Consider the following 19,341-nt stretch of genomic DNA (forward strand, 5'->3'; position numbering starts at 1 on the left):
GTAATGGCCCTGGTACAGGTGCATGAGGCCTAGGCCGTCGCGCGCCCGGGCCTCGGTCAGCCAGTCGCCGAGGGCACGGCCCAAGTCGAGCACCTGCTGATAGTGCCCGATGGCCTGAGGGTAGCGAGCCTGATGGCGCTCGATGGTGGCGATGCTGAAGAGCGTGAAGGCCTGGCCGCGGGTATCGCCGGCTTCGTACATCAGGTCAAGCGCCTGATGGTAGAGGTCGTCGGCCTGGGCGTAGCGCGCTTGGACGAAATCGATGTTGCCGAGGTAGCGCAGGGCGGTCGCCTCGGCGACCGTGTCGCCCAGGCGTGCCGCGGCTTCGCGCCCGAGGCCATGGATGACGCGCGCCTCGGAGATGTACTCCATGCTGAGGTAGCGGAACAGGACGGCGGAGAGGCGGGCGGTGTGGCTCGGCCAGCCGTCCTGGGCCGTCTGGAGCGCGGCGGCGACCAGGTTGGCCCGCTCAGCGTCCAGCCAGGCCAGAGCCTCGGCCGCTTCGGCGACGGCAGGCACCGGGCCATCGGGGGCGGCGATTTCGGGCCGTCGTGAAGCTTCGCTCGGATACAGGGTGTTGACGGCTTCGGCGGCGGTGAAAAGGTAGTAGTCGAACAGGCCGGTCAAGGCGGCGTGTGACTGTGCATCGCAGTCCTTGATTGCTGCGAGGTCGCGTCCGTAGGCACGCAGCAGGTCGTGTATGGCGTAGCGGCCTGCGCCGGTGGTCTGGACCAGGTGTGCCCGCGCGAGGCGGTCCAGCAGCCGGTGCGCCTGTGGAAGGTCCGTGCCGGTGAGCGCGGCGGCCGCGAACGGGTCGAAGTCGACGCCAGGGTGTAGCGCGAGGAGCCGAAACGCGCGAGCCGCTTCTTCGTCTAGATGCCGGTAAGACCAGGAGAACACCTCGCGCACCGCAGTGGCGGTGTCGCCGTCGGCGTGGAGCATGTCGAGCCTCCGCTGACGGTCGGTCAGCTCGTCCACTAAGGCGGAGAGCGACACGGTCGGGCGCGCCGCTGCGAGCTCGGCCGCGATGCGCAGCGCCAGGGGAAGCCGGCAGCAGCATTCGGCCAGCGCCGCGGTGGCAGTCGGGTCCGCGGTGGCCCGGGACCCGATCAGGGCACGCAGCAGCCGTGTCGCCTCGTCGAGCGCCAGCGCGTCCAGCTCGACGCGCACCGCACCTTCCCGTGCCACCAACCCAGCGAGCGCGTCCCGGCTGGTGACGAGAACCAGACAGCCCGGCGTACCCGGCAGCAGCGGGCGCACCTGATCCGCGGCGCGCGCGTTGTCCAGCACGATCAGCATCCGTCGCCCGGCCAGCAGGCTGCGATACAGGCTCGCGCGCTGCGCCTCGTCCGCCGGAATGCTCTGACCGCCCACTCCTAAGGTACGCAGGAATCCCTCAAGCACGTCGGTCGCGCGGGCCGGATCGCCGGTGTCATAACCGCGCAGATTCACGTACAGCTGGCCATCGGGGAATCGGCCGGCGACTTTGTGCGCCCAATGCACTGCGAGCGCTGTCTTGCCCACCCCGGCCATCCCGCCGATCGCCGAGATCACGACCGCGCCACCGCCCTGGCCGGTGTGCGCGAGCAGGCCGGTCAGGGCGTCGAGCTCGGCGTGCCGTCCGGTGAAGTGGCCGGCCGCGGCGGGAAGCTGGCGCGGCACCGCCACGGACGTGGCCGCGGCGACGGTCGTGGCGCCCTGCTCGTGCGCCGTGGCCTGGACCCCGCCGTCCCCGGCGAGGATTCGCTGGTGCAGGTCACGCAGCTGTGGCCCGGGTTCCACGCCGAGCTGTTCGATCAGCACCCGGCGCGCGTGCTGATAGGCCTCAAGTGCCTCGGCCTGCCGATCCGCGCGGGCCAGGGCCAGCATCAGCTGGGCATGGAAGCGCTCGCGCAGCGGGTACGTGCCGGTCAGCTCCCGTAGCCGCGGCACCAACTGTTCGTGCCGACCGAGGCGCAGCTGCGCCTCGGCGTGGTCCTCCAACGCCTGCACGCGCAGGTGATCGAGCCGGGAGACGAACTCGTCGCGCAACACCTGGCCGGGGATGTCCAGCAGCGGCTCGCCGCGCCACAGCGCCAGCGCGGACGCCGAGGCATCCGCCGCCTTCGCCCACGCACCGGCTCGCAGCGCCGCGCCGGCCCGGCCACACAGCGCCTCGAACTGCAGCGTGTCCAGTTCCGCCGGCTCCACCCGGATCAGGTAGCCCGGGTCCCTGGTCAGGATCCGCGCCGCGACGGCCGGACCCACCGCGCGGCGCAGGCGCACGACATATGTGCGCAGCGTGCGCGGCGCCCCGTGCGGCGGCGTCCCGTCCCACACCAGCTCGGTCAGCTCGCCCATCGGCACCGCCTGGTTCGCGCGCACCAGCAGCGCCGCCAACAGGGTCCGCTGGCGGACCGGCAACGGCACCTGTCCGCCCGCGTCGTTGACCACTAGCAGCGAACCCAGAACCCCCAGCCGCATTGGACCTCCCCGTGAGCGACGGCGTCGTCATACGGCGGCGCGCACCGGCGTCGCCGAATCGCAGCCGTATTGCAGTCCTCTGCGACGAGGCTCGGCCCGCAAGCCGCCCTGTGCCCGGAACCCGGCTCCACCGTAAGCAGCCGACCGGTGTGGAAATGCGGCAAGACCTCGCGGCACCCCCACGGATACAGCCGCCCCCTAGCGTCGCCGATATGCAGTCGAATTGCTACACCCTGCTGCGAGACTGCCGGGCGCGGCGTGGGCCGCATCAGCGTCCGGACACGCCGTGGGCGAGAGCAGGTGCGCACGGACCGCCTAACGGATTGGGGAGTACGCCATGACCAGCAGGACAAGGACCGCCGCGGCGGCGGGTGCGGCGGCCGCGCTCGCCGCGAGCCTGGCGTTCGCGGCACCCGCCGCGCAGGCCGCGACGCCGCAGTGCGGGACCGGGTGCGCGAGCCTCTACAACCTGATCTACGGCACGTCGGACGTGATGGCGGTGGCCGGGGCGCAGGGCACGAACGCGAACACCGGGCAGCCGGTGGCGCTGCTGCCGGCCAGCGGCAGCAACCAGGGAGAGGACTGGGCGCTGTTCGCGGAGGGCACGGTCAGCGACTTCTACGCGGCCGGCATCGTGTCCGCGCAGCTGAACTTCCACTACGCCAACGACGAGGTGTACGAGTACGACTATGTGCCCTACGGGGTGGATTCCGGGCTGTGCCTGGGGGTGGCGGGGACCGCGGGCAACGGCGCGCCGGTGTCGTTGCAGCCGTGCGGGGTGGACGCGCAGACGCTATGGGTGGCGGACACCGCGGATCAGTACCGGCGGCAGATCCCGCTGATCAACGGGACCGACAACAACTTCTCGTACCCGTACGTGCTGACCGCGAACTCGACCGGGATCACCATGTCCACGCACATGCTCACCGGCGGCAACGGGGTGATCGACCAGGGCCAGTACTGGTCCACCATCTACGGAGTCCTGCCCTAACCGGTAAGGGCGCGGTGCAGGAAACGACGGGAGACGTGCCCGGCCGGCCCGAACAGGCCGGCCGGGCGGATGCGAGTGACGAAGCTGGTCTGGTCTGATCGTCGGGAGGCGGGGCGGATGTTCGGCACGGGTTCAGACACGAGGGGCCGGCGCCGGTGGCCGACGGCACCGTGGAGGCCGAGGGTGGCCGGCCTGACAGCGCTGTCACTGGCCGTGGGGCTGCTGCCGGCGGCCGCAGGCTTCGGCGGAGGTTCGGCCCACGCGCCGTATGCCTCGGCGGGAGCTCCGGTGCCAGTTCATCCGGTGGCCCGGCAAGCGGTGAAGACGCCGCCGATGCCAGCCGCGCAGCGAGCGACGGTGTCCTGGCCGGCGGCCGGTTCAGGCACGGCAGCGTTCACCGCCGCGCGGGGTGGCGGAACGAGCGCGGCCGATCCCACGGCCGGGTCGGCGCGCGCCGGGTCGCTCCCGGTGTGGGCCGGTGCGCCCTCGGGGAACGGGCCGGTCGAAGCCGCGCGTCCGGCAGGTGCGGGCATGAAGGTGCCAGGGCAGAGCTCACCGCAGCCTGGGACGTCGGCCGATGGCCCGAACGCCACCGCCGCCAAAGCAAGCCCGACAGCCAATCAGTCCACTGCGACTCCAGTGTCGCGGGTGGCGGTGTCGATGGCGTCGCAGGCTGCCGCATCAGCACTCGGAGTTCGCGGAGCGGTGTTCACCGTTGGCCGCGCGGACGGCTCCGCGGCGGCGGGCCGGGCACACATCTCGCTGGACTATGCCTCGTTCGCGAACGCCTACGGGGGAGGGTTCGGCTCGCGGCTGCACCTGGTCATGCTGCCGGCCTGCGCCCTGACCACCCCGCAACGCGCCGCGTGCCGGGTTGAAACGCCGCTGGTGTCGGCGAACGATACGCGCGCCGCACGGGTCGGAGCGGACGTCGTCCTTCCCGCCTCGAGTCCGGCGCACGCGATCGTGCTCGCGGCGACCGCATCCTCGCAGGGATCCGGAGGCAATTTCGGGGCCGAGCCGCTGTCGGAGGAGAACGAGTGGGAGACCGACGGCTCGTCCGGCGCGTATACGTACTCGTACCCGGTGCAGGTGCCGCCGGTGCCAGGCGGCCTGGCGCCCGCGGTCGCGCTGAATTACAGCTCGCAGAACGTCGACGGGCTGAATGCGTCCACGAACAACGAAGCCTCGTCGATCGGGGACGGGTGGACCTACGAGCCCGGGTTCGTGGAGGCCGACTATCCGACCTGCGCGACCAACGCCCTGGAGCCGGACACCCTGGACCTGTGCTCGGCCCCTGCCGAGCTGACGATCACCATGGACGGCACGACCACGCCGCTGGTGGTCACCTCGAGCGGGTCGATCCACCCGGAGGCGGACGGCGCCCAGCAGGTGATCGCGCTTTCCGGCGGCGGCTACGAGGTGATCGAGGCGGACGGGACGCAGTACTGGTTCGGGCTGAACAAGCTGCCCGGCTACGCCGCCGGGGATCAGACCACGAACAGCATCTGGACCGTCCCGGTGTGGTCGAACGGCGGATTCGCCACCGCCACCTGGCGCTACATGCTCGACTACGTGGTGGATCCGAAGGGGAACGCGCTCGCCTACTTCTACAACACCCAGACCAACTACTACGCCGAGGGCAACGGCCAGTCCGAGGGCACCGTCGCGAACGGCGCATACACCCAGGGCGGTTCCCTGACGAAGATCGAGTACGGGCTGCGGGCCGGGAGCATCTACTCCCAAACCCCGGCCGCGCAGGTCAACCTCGCCTACGGCGGCACCGTGCGGCAGGACGCGCCGACCGATCTGGCCTGCGCCCACGGCGCAGCCTGCGCGGTGAACGCCCCGACGTTCTGGACCTCGTACCCGCTCTCCAGCATCAGCACGCAGATACTGGTGGGCGGCGCCCTGCGGAACGTGGACTCCTGGAGCCTGGCGCAGACCTATCCGGCGACGAACGACACGACGAGCCCGCCGTCGCTCTGGCTGTCGTCGATCACCCACACTGGCCTGGACGGCGCCACCCCGATCTCCGTGCCACCGGTGACCTTCGCCGGCACCGCCATGCCGAACCTGGCCGCCACCGCCGCGGACACCGCGAACGGATACTCGCTGATCACCCGCTACCGGCTGACCTCCCTGACGAACGAGTACGGCGGAGTGACCACGGTGGCGTACTCGCCCGAGTCGGCGGCCTGCGCGGGCGGCAACTTCCCGGCCGATTACAGCAACACCGGGTACTGCTATCCGGACTACTGGTGGACGGACCCGTACGGTCTGATCGACTACGAGGACTGGTACAACCTCTACGACACAGCGTCCGTGACGGCCACCGATACGACCGGGGGCGACCCGAAGCAGGTGACCTCGTACACCTACAGCGGCCCGGCCTGGCACTACGACAACGACACCATGTCCCGGTCGGCGAACTGGACCTGGGACCAGTGGCGCGGATTCCGCGGCGTGATCGCGGAGACCGGCGTGTCGCCGGACCCGGTGACAGAGGTCGCCGACACCTACTTCCAGGGCATGAGCCAGGACGAGTCCGACTACCGGTTCAACGGCGGGATCATCAGCAACGGGCAGGTGAACCTCACCTCGAGCCGCGGCGACAAGGTCGAGGACAAGGACCAGTACGCGGGCATGAAGTTCGAGGAGATCCACTACACCGGCGCGGGCACCGGGAACCAGGTCGACGACACCGTCTGGTTCCCGTACACGTCCAACGCCACCGGGACGAACTCCGGCCTGTACCAGGCTTCGTATGTGACCGGGACGTCGTCGATCACGTTCTACACGGCGCTGGCCGGGGGAGGCTCCCGCAAGTCCACCACGACTTACACGTACAACGGGTACGGACAGGTGCTCACCGAGAACAAGGTGCCTGACACCGCGGACACCAGTCAGAATTCCTGCACCTCGAACACGTACACGGTGAACACCACCGTATGGATCGTCGATCTGCCCAGCGAGGTGAAGGTCACCGGCGGCGCCTCGTGCGCGACGGCCGTCTCCGACCTGCGCTACACCTACGACGGCGGCAGCCTTACCAAGGGCAACGCCACCCAGATAAGCCAGGTCGGCGGCACCGCTTCCGGGGGCACGGTGACGAAGAACTACACCTACGACGAATACGGCAGAGTGCTGACCGCCCAGGACGCGGACCAGCGCACCACGACGACGGCCTACACGCCCGCCACCGGTGCGGCGCCCACCTCCATACTGGTCACCGACCCGGCCGGGCTGACCACCACCACGACCTATGACCCGGCGAGGAATCTGGAGACCGGCACGACCGACCCCGCCGGATACCAGACGGCTGAGACCTACGACGCGCTCGGCAGGAGCACCGCGAAGTGGACAGCCGGCAATCCGGTCTCCGGCCCGGCCGTGGACACGTACACATACTCCGTGAGTGACACAGCCCCCTCGGTGATCACCGAGCAGGCTGAGATGGCCGGTGGCGGATACCTCACCAGCCAGACCATCTACGACTCCTACGGCAGGAGCCGGGAGACGCAGAGCCAGACCGCGTCGGGCGGCACGGATGTGGCCGATACCGGCTACAACTCCGACGGTTGGAAGGCCCTGACGTCAGCTCCCTACTTCATCAGCGGCGCACCGTCCGGAACCCTGGTCGCCGCGGCGCCGAGCAGCGTGCCGTCGCAGACCGGATACGTGTACGACGGCGACGGCCGGATGGTCAAGCAGGTCGCCTACGCGCTCGGCGTCGAGACGTGGGAGAGCGACACCACCTACGGCGGCAACTACATCACCGTCGTGCCGCCCACCGGAGGCACCAGCCAGACCACCCTCACCGACGGCCGCGACCTGACGACCGCGATCTACCAGTACCACGCCGGGGTTCCCGCGAGCCCGACCGACCCGGCCGCCGACTTCGACAAGACCTCTTACACGTACACCGCCGCGGGAAAGCTCGCGAGCATCACCGACGCGGCCGGGAACCGCTGGTCCTACACCTATGACCAGCTGGGCGACCAGCTCACCCAGACCGACCCCGACTCGGGAACCACCACGAGCGTCTTCGACAACGCCGGACAGCTGATGTCGGCCACCGACTCCCGCGGAAAGCAGGTCTCCTGGACGTACGACGCCGACGGACGCAAGACCGCCAAGTACGACACCACCGGCGGCGCGGCCGAATCGGCCGGCACCGAGCTGGCGGCCTGGGCCTACGACACCCTCGCGAAGGGCGAGCCGACGTCGTCGACCTCGTACTCGGGTGGCGCCGCCTACACCGAGCAAGTCACCGGTTACAACGCCTTCGGGCTTCCGTCAGAGACCGAAACGGTCATCCCGACCGCCCAGGGCGCGCTCGCAGGCACCTACACCCGCCTATACAGTTACGCTCCCACTGGGCAGCTGACCTCGTACACTGACTCGGCTGCGGGCGGCCTGCCCGCCGAGACGGTCACCACCGGATACGACGCGGCCGGCTCCCCGAACACGCTGACCGGCGCAAACACCTACGTCAGCAGCCTGACGTACACGAACCTCGGTCAGCCGCTGCAATACCAACTCGGCACCACCGCCGAACCCGCGTACATCACCGACGCCTATGATCCGCAAACCGGGCGCACTACCGAGCAGAACACGCAGATCGGCGCCGCTCAGACGTCCATCGACGATCTCCACTACACCTATGACCCGGTCGGCAACGTCACCAGCGAGGCCGACACCCCCTCCGGCGCGAGCGCTGCGACGGACGTCCAGTGCTTCCAGTACGACTACCTCGCGCGGCTGACCCAGGCATGGGCCCAGGGATCCACGGGCTGCGCCAGCACCCCGTCCTCTTCGGCCGAGGGCGGCGCGGCGCCCTACTGGAACACCTACAGCTATGACACGCTCGGCGACCTGACCGGCGTCACCGCGACCACCCCGGCCGGTGCGGTCACCACCACCGCCAACGCATACCCGGCAGCTACCGCAGCGCATCCACACGCCTTAACCGGTGAGACCGTTACTTCGCCCTCCGGCACTGCGACCGCCAGTTACAGCTACGACGCAGCAGGGAACCTCACCACAGTCAGCGGATCCACCCAGTCCCAGACATTGACCTGGGACGACGCCGGCCAGCTCGCCCAGGACGCGGTCAAGCCGACCGGCGGCAGCGCGCAGAACACCGCCTACACCTACGACGCGGACGGCACCCTCCTCGTGGCCGCCGACCCGGGCACCACAACCCTCTACCTCGCTGATGAGGAACTCTCCCTCAACACCGCCACCGGCACGGTCACCGGCACCCGCTACTACACGCTCGGCAGCACGACCGTGGCGACCCGGACCGGTGCCTCGAGTGTCGCGTACCTGGCAGGGGACGACCACGGCACCGACTCCGTCGCGATCGACGCGGGGACGCTCGCCGTCACCCGCCGCTACTACGATCCCTACGGCAACCCGCGGGGCAGCGCCCCCGCGAGCTTCCCGGCCGGAGAGAAGGGCTTCATCGGCGGCATCGCCGACTCGGCCACCGGGCTGACAGACCTCGGCGCCCGCGAGTACCAACCCGGCACAGGGTCCTTCATCAGCCCGGACCCGCTGCTCAAGCCCTACTCGCCCCAGCTGCTCAACGCATACGCCTACTCGGCCGACAACCCGACGACCGACGCCGACCCCAGCGGCGCCATGCTCATCGGCCCGGACGGATGCGTCGGCGGCGTGCAAGCCGTCGAACAATGCGAAAAACGGGCCACCGCGCAGCAGCAGCACTCCTCCGCCGCCCCGCGCAGGTCGGGCGGTGACCGCGCCCAGAGCCGCGGGCCCGACTACTACGTCTTCGAAGTCACCGTGACGGTCAAGATCCCGGTCGGGCTGCCCGTGCTGACCCCATACAACATACGTATGCCGCTGTGGTCCGGCGCGATCACCTATCCACCGCAGCAGCAGAAGGCCGCCGCTCCGAATCCGCTCGCCTGCGGCCGGGTCGACTGGTTCCTGGTGTGCAGCAAACCGGGCGGCACGCCCAGGGGACTGTCGCCCGGACTGCAACCGGCGTTCGGATGGGTCTACGGACCGAGCCTGCCGCTGGTCACCAAGGCGAAGAAGTACATCTCGGCCACCCTGTCCCTGGCCGTGATCTACGCCAGGAACGGACACGTGTTCATATCGGTGGCCGTGGGCGTGGCCTCGGGCGACACGAGCGAGCCCGGCGTGAGCTATTCGTTCTCGGTGCGGGCCGGCTACTTCAACTCGAAGGAACCGCTCAGCAGCAAGGAGATCGACGCCGAGCTGACCGGCCCGTTCGACATCGTGGGAGGGCACATCGGGCTGACCAAGGCCTCGTTCGTCCGCAACGCGTTCACCCACGGCATCGCCGAGGAATTCGGGGTCGAAGTCTCCACGGACAAGCAGGACGTCGCGGGCGTCGAGTTCGAGATCGGGTACAGCTGGCGCGTCCGCTAGTGGTGACGGCATCCGACGGCATCGCCACGAGGAGGTTAGAGAAGCCTCATAGCTTCATTAAGATGTCGAACTGAGGGTCGAGCAGGTTGTCCGTCCGGCTAGGGTTGACGACATGCTGCTGAGCGCAGTCGGATACCGATACGGATGGCGGGCGCCGTGGGTGCTCGACCGGGTGGACTTGGAGCTGCGACCCGGCGATCTGGTCCGGGTCGGCGGCTACAACGGCTCGGGCAAGTCGACGCTGATGCGCATCATCGCCGGAGCGCACCTGCCGCGCCGTGGCACGGTGAGCGGACGGCCGGACCGCGCCGCCTACATCCCGGGCCAACTGCCGCCGCTCCCGTTCAAGGCGCACGACTACCTGCGGCACTTCGGCCGGATTCGCGGGCTGTCCACGGCGGAGGCCGACGAGCGCATCCTGGACTGGCTCGAGCGGTTCGAGGCGCTCAGCTATCGCAAGCACCGGATCAGCGATCTGTCGCGCGGGACCGCGCAGAAGATCGCGATCATCCAGGCGATGCTGGCCGAACCGGAGCTGCTGGTCCTCGACGAGGCGTGGACCAGCCTGGACACCTCCGGCCAGGGCACCCTCGACGAGGTGGCCCGGGACACCGCGCGGCGCGGCGGCCGGGTGGTCTTCGTCGACCACGACCCGCAGCGGCTGGCCGACGACGCCACCGCCGCCCACGTCCTGCGCGACGGGGCGCTCGCCCCGGCCTCGGCGGCGGACTTCGAGGCGGCGCTGGTGACCATCGACCTGGAGAACGCCCCCGACCCGTGGCCCGGACCCGGCGCCGGCCGCCTGCTCGCCGACGGCGTCTTGCGGATCGAGGTCGACCCGGGGGATTCGGACCAGGTGCTGCACGACATCCTGAACGATCATCCGAAGATCCACGTCTTGGCGGTGCGGACGGTGGAGGGTCGGCGCACGCAGGCCGAGAAGCAGACGGGAGAGGCGTCGTGAACGTCCTATCGGTCGTCGCGGTGCGCTACTACGCCGTCCTGCTCGCGCGGTCCCAGCGCTGGCTCGGTCCGGTGCTGTTCTATGCCGTCGCCCTGGCGATCGACTCCGCTGGCGGCTCCTCGGCGGCCGAGGCGTTCGCCTACAACGCCGCGTTCCTGTTGCCGGTCGCCGCGTGGCTGACCCGGGCCGTTCTGACCGTGGAGGCGCCGGAGAGCGCGGCGATCACCGCCACGGCGCTCGGGCCGGTCCGCGCGAGGCTGGCCGCGCTGGCCGCCGCGACCGGATACAGCCTGCTGTGCGCGCTGGTCGGCGCCCTCGTAGCGGCGACCACCGGCGGCATCGGAGGTACGTCGACGCTGGTCGCCGGGCTGGGTACGGAGCTGATCTGCGTGCTGCTCGGCACCGGGGTGGGGGTGCTGACCGCGCCGCCGCTGGTGCCCGCCGTCGGGTGGGGCCTGCTGCTGTCCGGCTTGATCGCGCTGGGCATGCTGGTCGCGCGGTTCTCCCCGGCCGCCATGGGAATCCGGGCTCTGACGCAGGCGTCGAACGCGGCGACGGCCCATGCGCATCTGCCGCTCGTGGCCCTGCCCGCGGCCGTGGTCCTGGTCGCCGCGGCATGGGCCGTGTCGACCGCCGCGGCCATCCGACGCTGACCTCCGCAGCCGTAGCCGCAGTCACCGCCGCCCCTGCTCGCGCCGCCGACGCGACGCTGGCAATGTTCTGCTACCTCACGGGCATGCTGCTCGCCACCCGCGGCGCACCACCTGCGTGACGTTCGCGAGCTCGACCGGTCACACCGCCGACGGCTCGACCTCGGCAGTTGACGGCTCGGCTGCCGCTGCACGGATGCGGAAGGCCCCGGTCACCGCGAAGATCCCCAGCGAGAGCAGCAGCGCCACCACGGTGAATCCGGTGACTCCGTGGAAGCCGTGGAAACTGGCCAGCAGCACGCCGCCGACGAAGCCGCCGATCGTCGTTCCCGCGTACAGCGCGGTCGTGGACAGTGAAGATACGGTGCCGCGTGCGGCGGTCGTCTGGGCCAGCAGCATGGCCATGAAGATCGGGTAGGCGAGGCCGATGCAGGCCGAACCGACTGCCAGTCCGGCGATCGCCAGGCCGACGTTGGGCGAGAACGGCACTGCGCCATAGGCGAGGATCAGCACCACGAAGGCCCCGAGGAGGGCGCGCTGCTCTCCGATCCGGCGGATGAGGTGACTGCCGAACAGCGAGGTGATCGCCATGCCGGTGCCGAGGGCGATCATCGACGCGCCGACCGCGGCCACGGAGAGTCCGAAGCTCCTGTTCAGCCAGGTGCCGATGAACGAGAAGGTCTCGAAGACGCCCGTCTGGTAGACGAAGTAGGCGAACAGATACCAGGTGAAGATCCGGCTCCGAAACAGCCCGGCGTATGTCCCGAAGAACCCGCCGGCCTTCCCCGTCGCCGCGCTCGGAACCGACGGGAAGAGCTTCCACAGCAGGATCCAGCCGACGGCGGACACGCCGGCGATGGCCCAGAACGGAAGGTGCCAGGACGTCGCCGCGAGCCATCCGCCGATCGGCACGCCGACGACTTGGGAGATGGACATGCCAGCCCCGGCGAATCCCATGGTGCGCACGATCTTCGAGGGCGGCACCAGCACCGGGATCGACGCCCAGATCTGGGGACTGACAAGCGCGGCGGACATCCCGGCGAGGCACCGGAAGAGGATCATCGTCCAGAACCCCCGCGCTTCACCGCAGAGGGCTGTGGACACCGTGAACATGGCGAAGCCGAGGAGCAGGACCCTGCGCCGGTCGCGGCCGTCCGACAGCGGGCCGGCCACCAGGGCGAAGAGTGCGAAGCCCAGCGCGTACGCGCTCACCATCCATCCGGATCTGCTGGTGGGGACGTGGAAGGCGTGCGCGAGCGTGGGCAGCATCGGTGCCACGAGGAAGGTGTCCGTTCCGATCACGAACATCGTCGCGGCCGCCAACCACGCGATGGCGGTGCCGGACGTCGCGGTGGGGACTTCGGCCTGGCTCTTTGTCTCAGTGGTGCTCATATGTGGTGGATACCGCCGTCAGGTTAAGAGGAACCCACACCCGCGCTGCCATTGAGTGGCGTCGCCCGTGCGGAATCGCTGCCCTACTGGGTTGGCCGTCGGCCCCAACTGGAGTAGACGAACGTTGAGACGTCAGGCGCCGGGTTGCTGTCGACCAGCGCCTTCGCCCTCTCGAGCTGCTCGGTCGTGGTGAAACCGGCGCTGACCAGCTTCTGGCCGCTCTGGACCAGCCGGATGCGCAGCAACTCGTCCTGGATCGGGTCCACCCCGAGCCCTCCCGGAGTCACCGAGATGCCGACCGAGGTACAACCGGCCGCCGCCATCAGGGCCGGAGTCCGGCGCGCCCAGGCCAGATCAATACCCTGCTGCGCGAGGGCGGTCATCCACGCCCCGTGAGCGTGCCGCCACTCCTGGTAGGGCGAGTCCGCCGCGGGCAGGAAGTAGACGTCTTCGAGCACCAGCCAGCCACCCGGCCTGAGCCACCGCACCGCACGCTTGAGGATCTCCTCGCGCTGCGGCAGGTGCATGAACACCGCTCGCGCGTGAACGAGGTCGAACGAACCCTCCGGATAGTCCTCGATGAGGATGTCAGCGCGCTGCACCTCGAGGTTGTCCGCGTAGTCCGGGTCGATGAAGCGCGGGTCGATGTCGGCGGCGACGACGCTGCCGGACGGTACCCGGTCGGCGAGCCAGTACGCGATGGACCCCGCTCCCGCGCCCAGTTCCAGGCACCGCCAGGTCGGCGCGATGCCCAGCTGTTCCAGGATCTTCACGGTGCCCGTGTCGTAGGACTTCTCCAGTAGCTGGAGCCGGGTCAGCTCGGTCGGCTGATCCTTGCTCAGCAAGCCGTGTGCGTACACGTCGGTGGATCCGGACCGCGGCTGTTCGCTCATCGTGGCAGTGCCTTCCTGACGCTCTCGTAAGAGGGCTGAAACGGCCCTTCGAGTCCCCGGCGCTAGTCGGCGTAACCGGACGAGTGCAGGATCCGCAGCCAGGTGCCGTCTGCTTGAAGCCGTGCCACCTGGTACCGTCCGCGGCTGTTGTCCGCGGGGACGGTCGAGGTGAGGGCGATGTCGCCGTGGCGCAGCGTGGGCAGCGGCTCCTCCATCTCGAAGTAGGTGACGTGCTTGAGCAGCCCTTCGAACGCCCGGCGGATGGCTTCGCGGCCGACGTGCGTCTGCCCGATCGGAAAGGCGAGTACGGCGTCCTCCTCGTACAGCTCGGCCAGGCCTTCCGCGTCTCCGGCGTTCGCCAGCTCGACCCACAGCCGGGCCAGATCCTCGGGCTCGGTGGCCCGTGCACGCGTCGTCGTCGTCATGTTCGAGTCCTCCTTCGGTCACTCCCCGGCCGCTGACGGTTCCTTGATCAGCTCGCGAGGATCGTAGACGGCACGGATTCGGGCGATTTTCCCGTTCCGGACGGACATCCAGTTGGCGACGGGAGTCTCGGGCGCGATCTCGGTGTGCAGCGCGAACCAGGTCAGCACATCGGCGCCCGCGACGAAGGTCTTCTGGACGACGAGATCAGTCGTGATGGCCGATGCTCCCTCGAGCGCCCGCAGGCACGCGTCGGCGCTGTCGGTCCGCGCAAGCGGGCCCTGATACTCGACGTCCTCGGCCAGGAGCGTCCGCAGGGTCCCGAAGTCTTTCGCCTTCCACGCGTCGAAATAATCGGCAGCCACCTTCGCGGCGTCCTCGGCCATGGCGTCTCCTGGCTTCTTGCGCGGTGCGCGAACCCCTGCCGGCGAGAGAGTTCGCGCGAGCTGCACGGCGGCTGACCGCGAGTCAGAACCCGCGCTCGCAATCGTACGGTTGGCGCTTGCGCGGTCCTTTAGCGTGAAGATCGCTGCTCACGGGCACTTCTGCAGTCCCACGAGGGCGTCGTGGTGGAGGATGCGAAGCCAGGTGCCGTCCGGTTGCCGCCGCGCCACCTGGTACCGCCCACGGTTCCTGTCCGCGGGGACGGTCGAGGTGAGGGCGAAGTCGCCGTGATACAGCGTGGGCAGCACTTCCTCCGGCTCGAAGCGGGACACGTGCTTGAGAACCTCTTCGAATGCCCGATGGATGGCGGGCCGGCCGACATGTGTACCGCTGGTCGGGAGGGTCATGACGGCGTCCTCCTCGTACAGTTCGGCGAGGCCTTCGGCGTCTCCGGCGTTCGCCCGCTCGACCCAGAGTCGGGCCAGGTCCTCGGGCTGCGCGGCGCGTGTACGCGTCGTCGTCATGTTCGACCTCTTCTTCGGGCGTATCTGCGGGATCTGTCTTCCGCGAATCAGGGCTGCAACTGGCGTGTGGCCCAGACGCCGTCCTGGTACTCGTAGCGCAGCCGTTTGTGCAGCCGGTCGTCTCCGTCGGCCCAGAACTCCACGATCTCGGGTCGCAGCGTGAAGCCGACGTACCTGGCCGGGCGCTGCTGGGGTTCCGCGGTGGCGGCGATCCGCTGAGCGTCCGCCAGCCGCCGCCGCGCGGCGTCGTCGATCTCTTCACTCTGCCGGGACGCCACACTCATCGCGTGGGTGAAGACCGGGCGCGACGCCCACAGCTGCTCGGCGCGGTCGTCGCAGACCCGCTCCACCGGGCCGCTGACGATGATCTGCTGGCTGGTCTCGCGCCAGTAGAACACCCCTGACGCCCAGGGGTTCTCCGTCATCTCGCGCCCCTTCTGGCTGCACAGATGGGTGGCGAAGATCAAGCCGGCGTCCGCGATCTCGTTCACCGCGACCGTCCGGGTCGATGCGCGGCCGCGGGCGTCGGCCGTGGCCAGGGCCAGCGCCCTGGGCTCCCGCACGCCGTGGCGCTGGGCGTCGTCGAACCACGCGCGCATCAGCTTGATCGGGTCGGCCGGTGGTGTGTCGTACTCGGGAAACGCGATATGGACCGTCCCGGTCATGGTTTCCGACCTGGTTGTGGTCATCGAGGCCTCCGTCAGTCCTTGGATTCGGCGCGTGTCGGCGAGCGGAATTCGTGTTCTTACATGGCGTCGCCGGGCTCGCCTATATGTGTGCCATGCCGTGCGAGAACAGGAAGCCGTTGCCGCCGACCTCGACGGAGGCGACCAGGTCCCCGTCCCACTCCGCCCGTGCGAACATCAGCGACGGCCTCTTGATCTCCACCCCCTGGAGGATCTTGATCTGATCGCCGCGTTCGATCAGGCCGTGCCGCGTCAGATGGATGGCGAGCGGACCCGCCGCCGAGCCGGTCGCCGCGTCCTCGACCACCCCGTAGGCCGGAGAGAACATGCGGCTGCGCCAGTGACCGGTGGACCTCGCGAAGCAGTTGGCCGCCATGTCGGGGAATTGAGCGAGCGCGCGGTGGTCGGGGTTGACGGCCGACAGCTCCGCGACGCTGTCGAGTCCGACGAAGACGTGCCGCGGGCCGTTGCGGTAGATCTCCACGGGAAGCGTCGAGGTCTTCACGCCCAGGGCGTCCAGCAGTTCGTCGGCGTACTCGAACGGTTCCCAGGTCGGCACCGGTTGCCGCATCCGGGTGGCGACCACCTTCCCGTCCCGGCGGTCCAGTTCGAAGGGGATGATCCCCATGTGGGTCTCCAGGCGCAGCCGGTCCTGGTACGTCTGCGAGCCCAGGGCGATCGCGGTGCCCAGCAACGGGTGTCCGGCGAACGGCAGTTCGTTGACCGGGGTGAAGATGCGGATCCGCGCGTCGCCGCCCTTCCGCGGCGCGAGCACGAAGGTGGTCTCGGAGAGGTTCATCTCCCGGGCGATGCGCTGCATCCGCGTGGTGGAGAGGTCGTCGCAGTCGAAGAAGACTGCCACGGGATTGCCTTCCAGCGGCAGCGTGGCGAAAGCGTCCACGACCACGTACTGATGCATGTGCTGCTCCCAACTGGTCGATGCCGGATCACGCGGCGGGTCTCAGGCTCACGGAGTACCGGGATGGCCGCGGCCCGCGGTCTCGACCGGGCGCCCGCAGAACCTCCTCCACCGCGCCGGCGAGGATCCGCGGCCCGTTGAGGGTGAGCACCGACTCGGCGTGGAACTGCATCGAAGCGAAGTGCGAGCCGCGCAGCGCGTGCACTTCACCGGTCTCCGCATCACGGCTCACCTTGACTGCGCCGACACCTTCGACCTCGAACTCGTCGCCGCCGCACCGGGCCGCGAACGTGTTGTAGAAGCCGACCCGTTCACGGGCGCCGAACAGGTCGATCTCCTTCTGCACGCCCTGGTTGGGCACGGGCCTGCGGCGTATTTCGAGGCCGAGCCGCAGACTGAGCACCTGGTGGCTCAGGCAGACGGCGAGGAACGGCCTGCGCTCGCGCAGCAGGGTGCTCACCGCCGTGTGCAGGTGGTCCATCTTCGGGTGTCCGGCCTCGCCCGGATCACCCGGCCCCGGCCCCATGACCACGAGGTCGTACCCGTCGAAGGAGTAGTCCTCGTCGAACCGGCGCACAGTCACCGACGGCCCGATGGACCGCAGCTGGTGCGCGATCATGAAGGTGAAGGTGTCTTCGGCATCGACGACCAGGACCTCGCGTCCGGCCAGGCCGGGCGCGCGCAGGCCGCACTCATCGGTCCCGTGCCGCCAGAAGTCCGCGATGGACTCGTTGCGTTCCTCCAGAGCGGCCCGAACGCGCGGGTGCGCGCCGAGGCGGGTGAGGGTGCGATCCTTCAGGGCCGAGATCAGCCCCGCGGCCTTGGCCCGGGTCTCGGCGGCCTCGGCCGCCGGGTCGGAGTGGCGCACGAGTGTGGCGCCGACGCCGATCGTCACCCGCCCGCCGGGGTCGATGTCGGCGGTGCGGATCAGAATCGCGGAATCCAGGTCGCGCTCGCCGTTCTCGCCGCGGCTGACGAGCGCGGCGACACCGCTGTAGTAGCCGCGGCCCCGCGGCTCGTACTGATCGATGACGCGGCAGGCGCTCTCGAGCGGACTGCCGGTGACGGTCGGCGCGAACAGCGTCTCGCGCAGCACTTCTCGCACGTCGCGGGAGGTGCGCCCCTCGATGAAGTACTCGGTGTGGGCGAGGCGGGCCATCTCCTTGAGATACGGGCCGACGATCCGGCCGCCCTCCTCGCAGATCCGGGCCATCATCTTCAGTTCCTCGTCCACCACCATGTACAGCTCGTCGGCCTCCTTGCGGTCGGCGAGGAAGTCCATGACCTCGGGCAGGGTCGGGCCCGACGGGGGATAGCGGTAGGTGCCGCTGATGGGGTTCATCACGGCGACGCCGCCGCTGAGGCTGATGTGCCGCTCGGGCGAGGCGCCGACGAGGGTCCGAGAGCCGGTGTGGATGATGAACGTCCAGTAGGCGCCGGTCTCGCGCACCAGCAAGCGGCGGAAGAGTGCCAGCGCGCTGTGCATCTGGTAGTTGGTGATGTCGGCGACGAAAGAGCGCTTGATGACGAAGTTCGCGCCCTCTCCGGTGCCGATGACCTCTGAGATGATCCGGCGCACGGTGTCCGCGTACGCCTCGTCGTCGATGTCGAAGTGCTCGCCGGTGAGCTCTGTCGCGGTGTCCGGGAGCGCGGCCAGCGCTTCCGCGACCGGGACGGTCTCCTGACCGGTGACGGACAGAGCGATCAAGGGCGCACCGTCGTCGGGCGCTGCGAATCCCCGTTCGGCGATCTGCCGGTACGGAATGACGGCCAGCACTTCGTGCGTGGGGCCAGCGGCCCCCATCGGCCCGTCGTTCAGCGGGATGTCCGCCAGCGACGCCGGCTGCGACACCTCGCCGACGAGGATGTCCAGCAGACCGGGTCCGGTCGTCTCGGGGCGGTGGAGCAGGGCGAACGGCCCCGGCTTGGGGCCGAGGATCCGCTGCAACAGGCCGCTGGGGCCGGTGATCCGGGTCGCGGTCATCCGACTGCCTCCTTCGCGCTGGCGACCTGCTCGGCCGTGACGACCACGGCGCAGCGTTCGGCCGCGTAACGGATCGCCATGCGGTGGTACTCGGCCGAGAAGTCGGCGACGGCGTCGGCGATCACGAACGTCTCGATGTCGTTGGTGAACGCTTCGACCGCTGACATCAGGACCCCGACGTGGGCGTAGACGCCGCACACGATCAACTGGTCACGTCCGCGGGACCGCATACGCTCCAGCAGGTCCGAGCGGAAGAACGCGCTGTAGCGCCATTTGGTGAGCACCCAGTCGCCGGCCGCCGGCGCCAGCTCGTCGACGACCTCGCGGTCGGCCGGTTCGGTGCGCATCCCGGGTCCCCAGAAGTCCTTGAGCAGGCCGCGCTGTTCGGAGCTCATGCCGCCCGGCTGGGCGGTGTAGGCGACCGGGACTCCGTGCTGGGCGCACCACGCGCGGACCAGCGACGCGTTGCGCACGAGCTGCTCGCGAACACCGTCCGGGAACGGCTTGAGGAAGTAGCGCTGCATGTCGTGGACCAGCAGGACCGCGCGCTGCGGATCGATGGTCCACGGCGCCGTGTTGACAGGCAGCTCGCCGCTGGTGGGAAACGAGTAGGAGGCGATGGGCGGCAGGCCGACCGCGGAC

Annotated in this window: 14 protein-coding genes; 4 read left to right on the plus strand and 10 right to left on the minus strand. The window is 69.5% G+C overall.

Annotated features, from left to right (window positions below):
• Nucleotides 1-2,463 (minus strand): AfsR/SARP family transcriptional regulator (locus VGZ32_RS22775; protein WP_326888192.1); only part of this gene is annotated, 2,463 nt, incomplete at its 3' end.
• A gap of 337 nt (nucleotides 2,464-2,800) precedes the next feature.
• On the opposite strand from VGZ32_RS22775, the gene VGZ32_RS22780 reads away from it, so the two are divergent.
• From VGZ32_RS22780 to VGZ32_RS22795, 4 genes are all read left to right on the plus strand, one after another.
• Complete coding sequence (locus VGZ32_RS22780) at nucleotides 2,801-3,454, plus strand: hypothetical protein (protein ID WP_326888193.1); 654 nt, start codon at nucleotides 2,801-2,803, stop codon at nucleotides 3,452-3,454.
• A 705-nt stretch (nucleotides 3,455-4,159) separates the two neighbouring features.
• Nucleotides 4,160-9,880 (plus strand): RHS repeat-associated core domain-containing protein, encoded by a 5,721-nt coding sequence (locus tag VGZ32_RS22785; protein ID WP_326888194.1) that lies wholly within the window; start codon nucleotides 4,160-4,162, stop codon nucleotides 9,878-9,880.
• 112 nt (nucleotides 9,881-9,992) lie between these two features.
• The gene (locus VGZ32_RS22790; protein WP_326888195.1) at nucleotides 9,993-10,844 is read left to right on the plus strand and encodes an ATP-binding cassette domain-containing protein; all 852 of its coding nucleotides are present in this window, start codon (nucleotides 9,993-9,995) and stop codon (nucleotides 10,842-10,844) included.
• A complete protein-coding gene (locus VGZ32_RS22795) occupies nucleotides 10,841-11,497 on the plus strand; it encodes a hypothetical protein (protein WP_326888196.1) in 657 nt (218 codons plus the stop codon). The genes VGZ32_RS22790 and VGZ32_RS22795 overlap by 4 nt, the downstream gene beginning before the upstream one ends.
• 138 nt (nucleotides 11,498-11,635) lie before the next feature.
• On the opposite strand, the gene VGZ32_RS22800 is transcribed toward VGZ32_RS22795, so the two are convergent.
• The 9 genes from VGZ32_RS22800 to VGZ32_RS28895 all read right to left on the minus strand — a co-directional run bounded on the left by VGZ32_RS22800 (nucleotide 11,636) and on the right by VGZ32_RS28895 (nucleotide 19,328).
• Nucleotides 11,636-12,886 carry an MFS transporter gene (locus VGZ32_RS22800; RefSeq protein ID WP_326888197.1) on the minus strand — a complete coding sequence of 417 codons (1,251 nt, stop codon included), beginning with the start codon at nucleotides 12,884-12,886 and terminating at the stop codon, nucleotides 11,636-11,638.
• 83 nt (nucleotides 12,887-12,969) lie between these two features.
• Complete coding sequence (locus VGZ32_RS22805; RefSeq protein WP_326888198.1) at nucleotides 12,970-13,779, minus strand: class I SAM-dependent methyltransferase; 810 nt, start codon at nucleotides 13,777-13,779, stop codon at nucleotides 12,970-12,972.
• 62 nt (nucleotides 13,780-13,841) lie between these two features.
• Nucleotides 13,842-14,204: a YybH family protein gene (locus VGZ32_RS22810; protein WP_326888199.1), complete on the minus strand. Its 363-nt coding sequence runs from the start codon at nucleotides 14,202-14,204 to the stop codon at nucleotides 13,842-13,844.
• A gap of 18 nt (nucleotides 14,205-14,222) precedes the next feature.
• Nucleotides 14,223-14,588, minus strand: coding sequence for a nuclear transport factor 2 family protein (locus tag VGZ32_RS22815; protein WP_326888200.1), 366 nt, complete (start codon nucleotides 14,586-14,588; stop codon nucleotides 14,223-14,225).
• Nucleotides 14,589-14,735: 147 nt separating this feature from the next.
• Nucleotides 14,736-15,110: a YybH family protein gene (locus tag VGZ32_RS22820; RefSeq protein WP_326888201.1), complete on the minus strand. Its 375-nt coding sequence runs from the start codon at nucleotides 15,108-15,110 to the stop codon at nucleotides 14,736-14,738.
• Nucleotides 15,111-15,157: 47 nt separating this feature from the next.
• Nucleotides 15,158-15,799, minus strand: a complete 642-nt coding sequence (phzG, locus tag VGZ32_RS22825) for a phenazine biosynthesis FMN-dependent oxidase PhzG (RefSeq protein ID WP_326888202.1) — start codon at nucleotides 15,797-15,799, stop codon at nucleotides 15,158-15,160.
• 79 nt (nucleotides 15,800-15,878) lie between these two features.
• Nucleotides 15,879-16,715: a PhzF family phenazine biosynthesis protein gene (locus VGZ32_RS22830; protein WP_326888203.1), complete on the minus strand. Its 837-nt coding sequence runs from the start codon at nucleotides 16,713-16,715 to the stop codon at nucleotides 15,879-15,881.
• Between the two features lie 28 nt (nucleotides 16,716-16,743).
• The gene (locus tag VGZ32_RS22835; RefSeq protein ID WP_326888204.1) at nucleotides 16,744-18,699 is read right to left on the minus strand and encodes an anthranilate synthase family protein; all 1,956 of its coding nucleotides are present in this window, start codon (nucleotides 18,697-18,699) and stop codon (nucleotides 16,744-16,746) included.
• Nucleotides 18,696-19,328 carry an isochorismatase family protein gene (locus tag VGZ32_RS28895; RefSeq protein ID WP_349263718.1) on the minus strand — a complete coding sequence of 211 codons (633 nt, stop codon included), beginning with the start codon at nucleotides 19,326-19,328 and terminating at the stop codon, nucleotides 18,696-18,698. Before VGZ32_RS28895 ends, VGZ32_RS22835 begins: the two co-directional genes overlap by 4 nt.
• Nucleotides 19,329-19,341 lie beyond the last annotated feature (13 nt).

Source organism: Actinocrinis sp. (assembly GCF_035938995.1).
Lineage (GTDB): Bacteria > Actinomycetota > Actinomycetes > Streptomycetales > Catenulisporaceae > DASZGI01.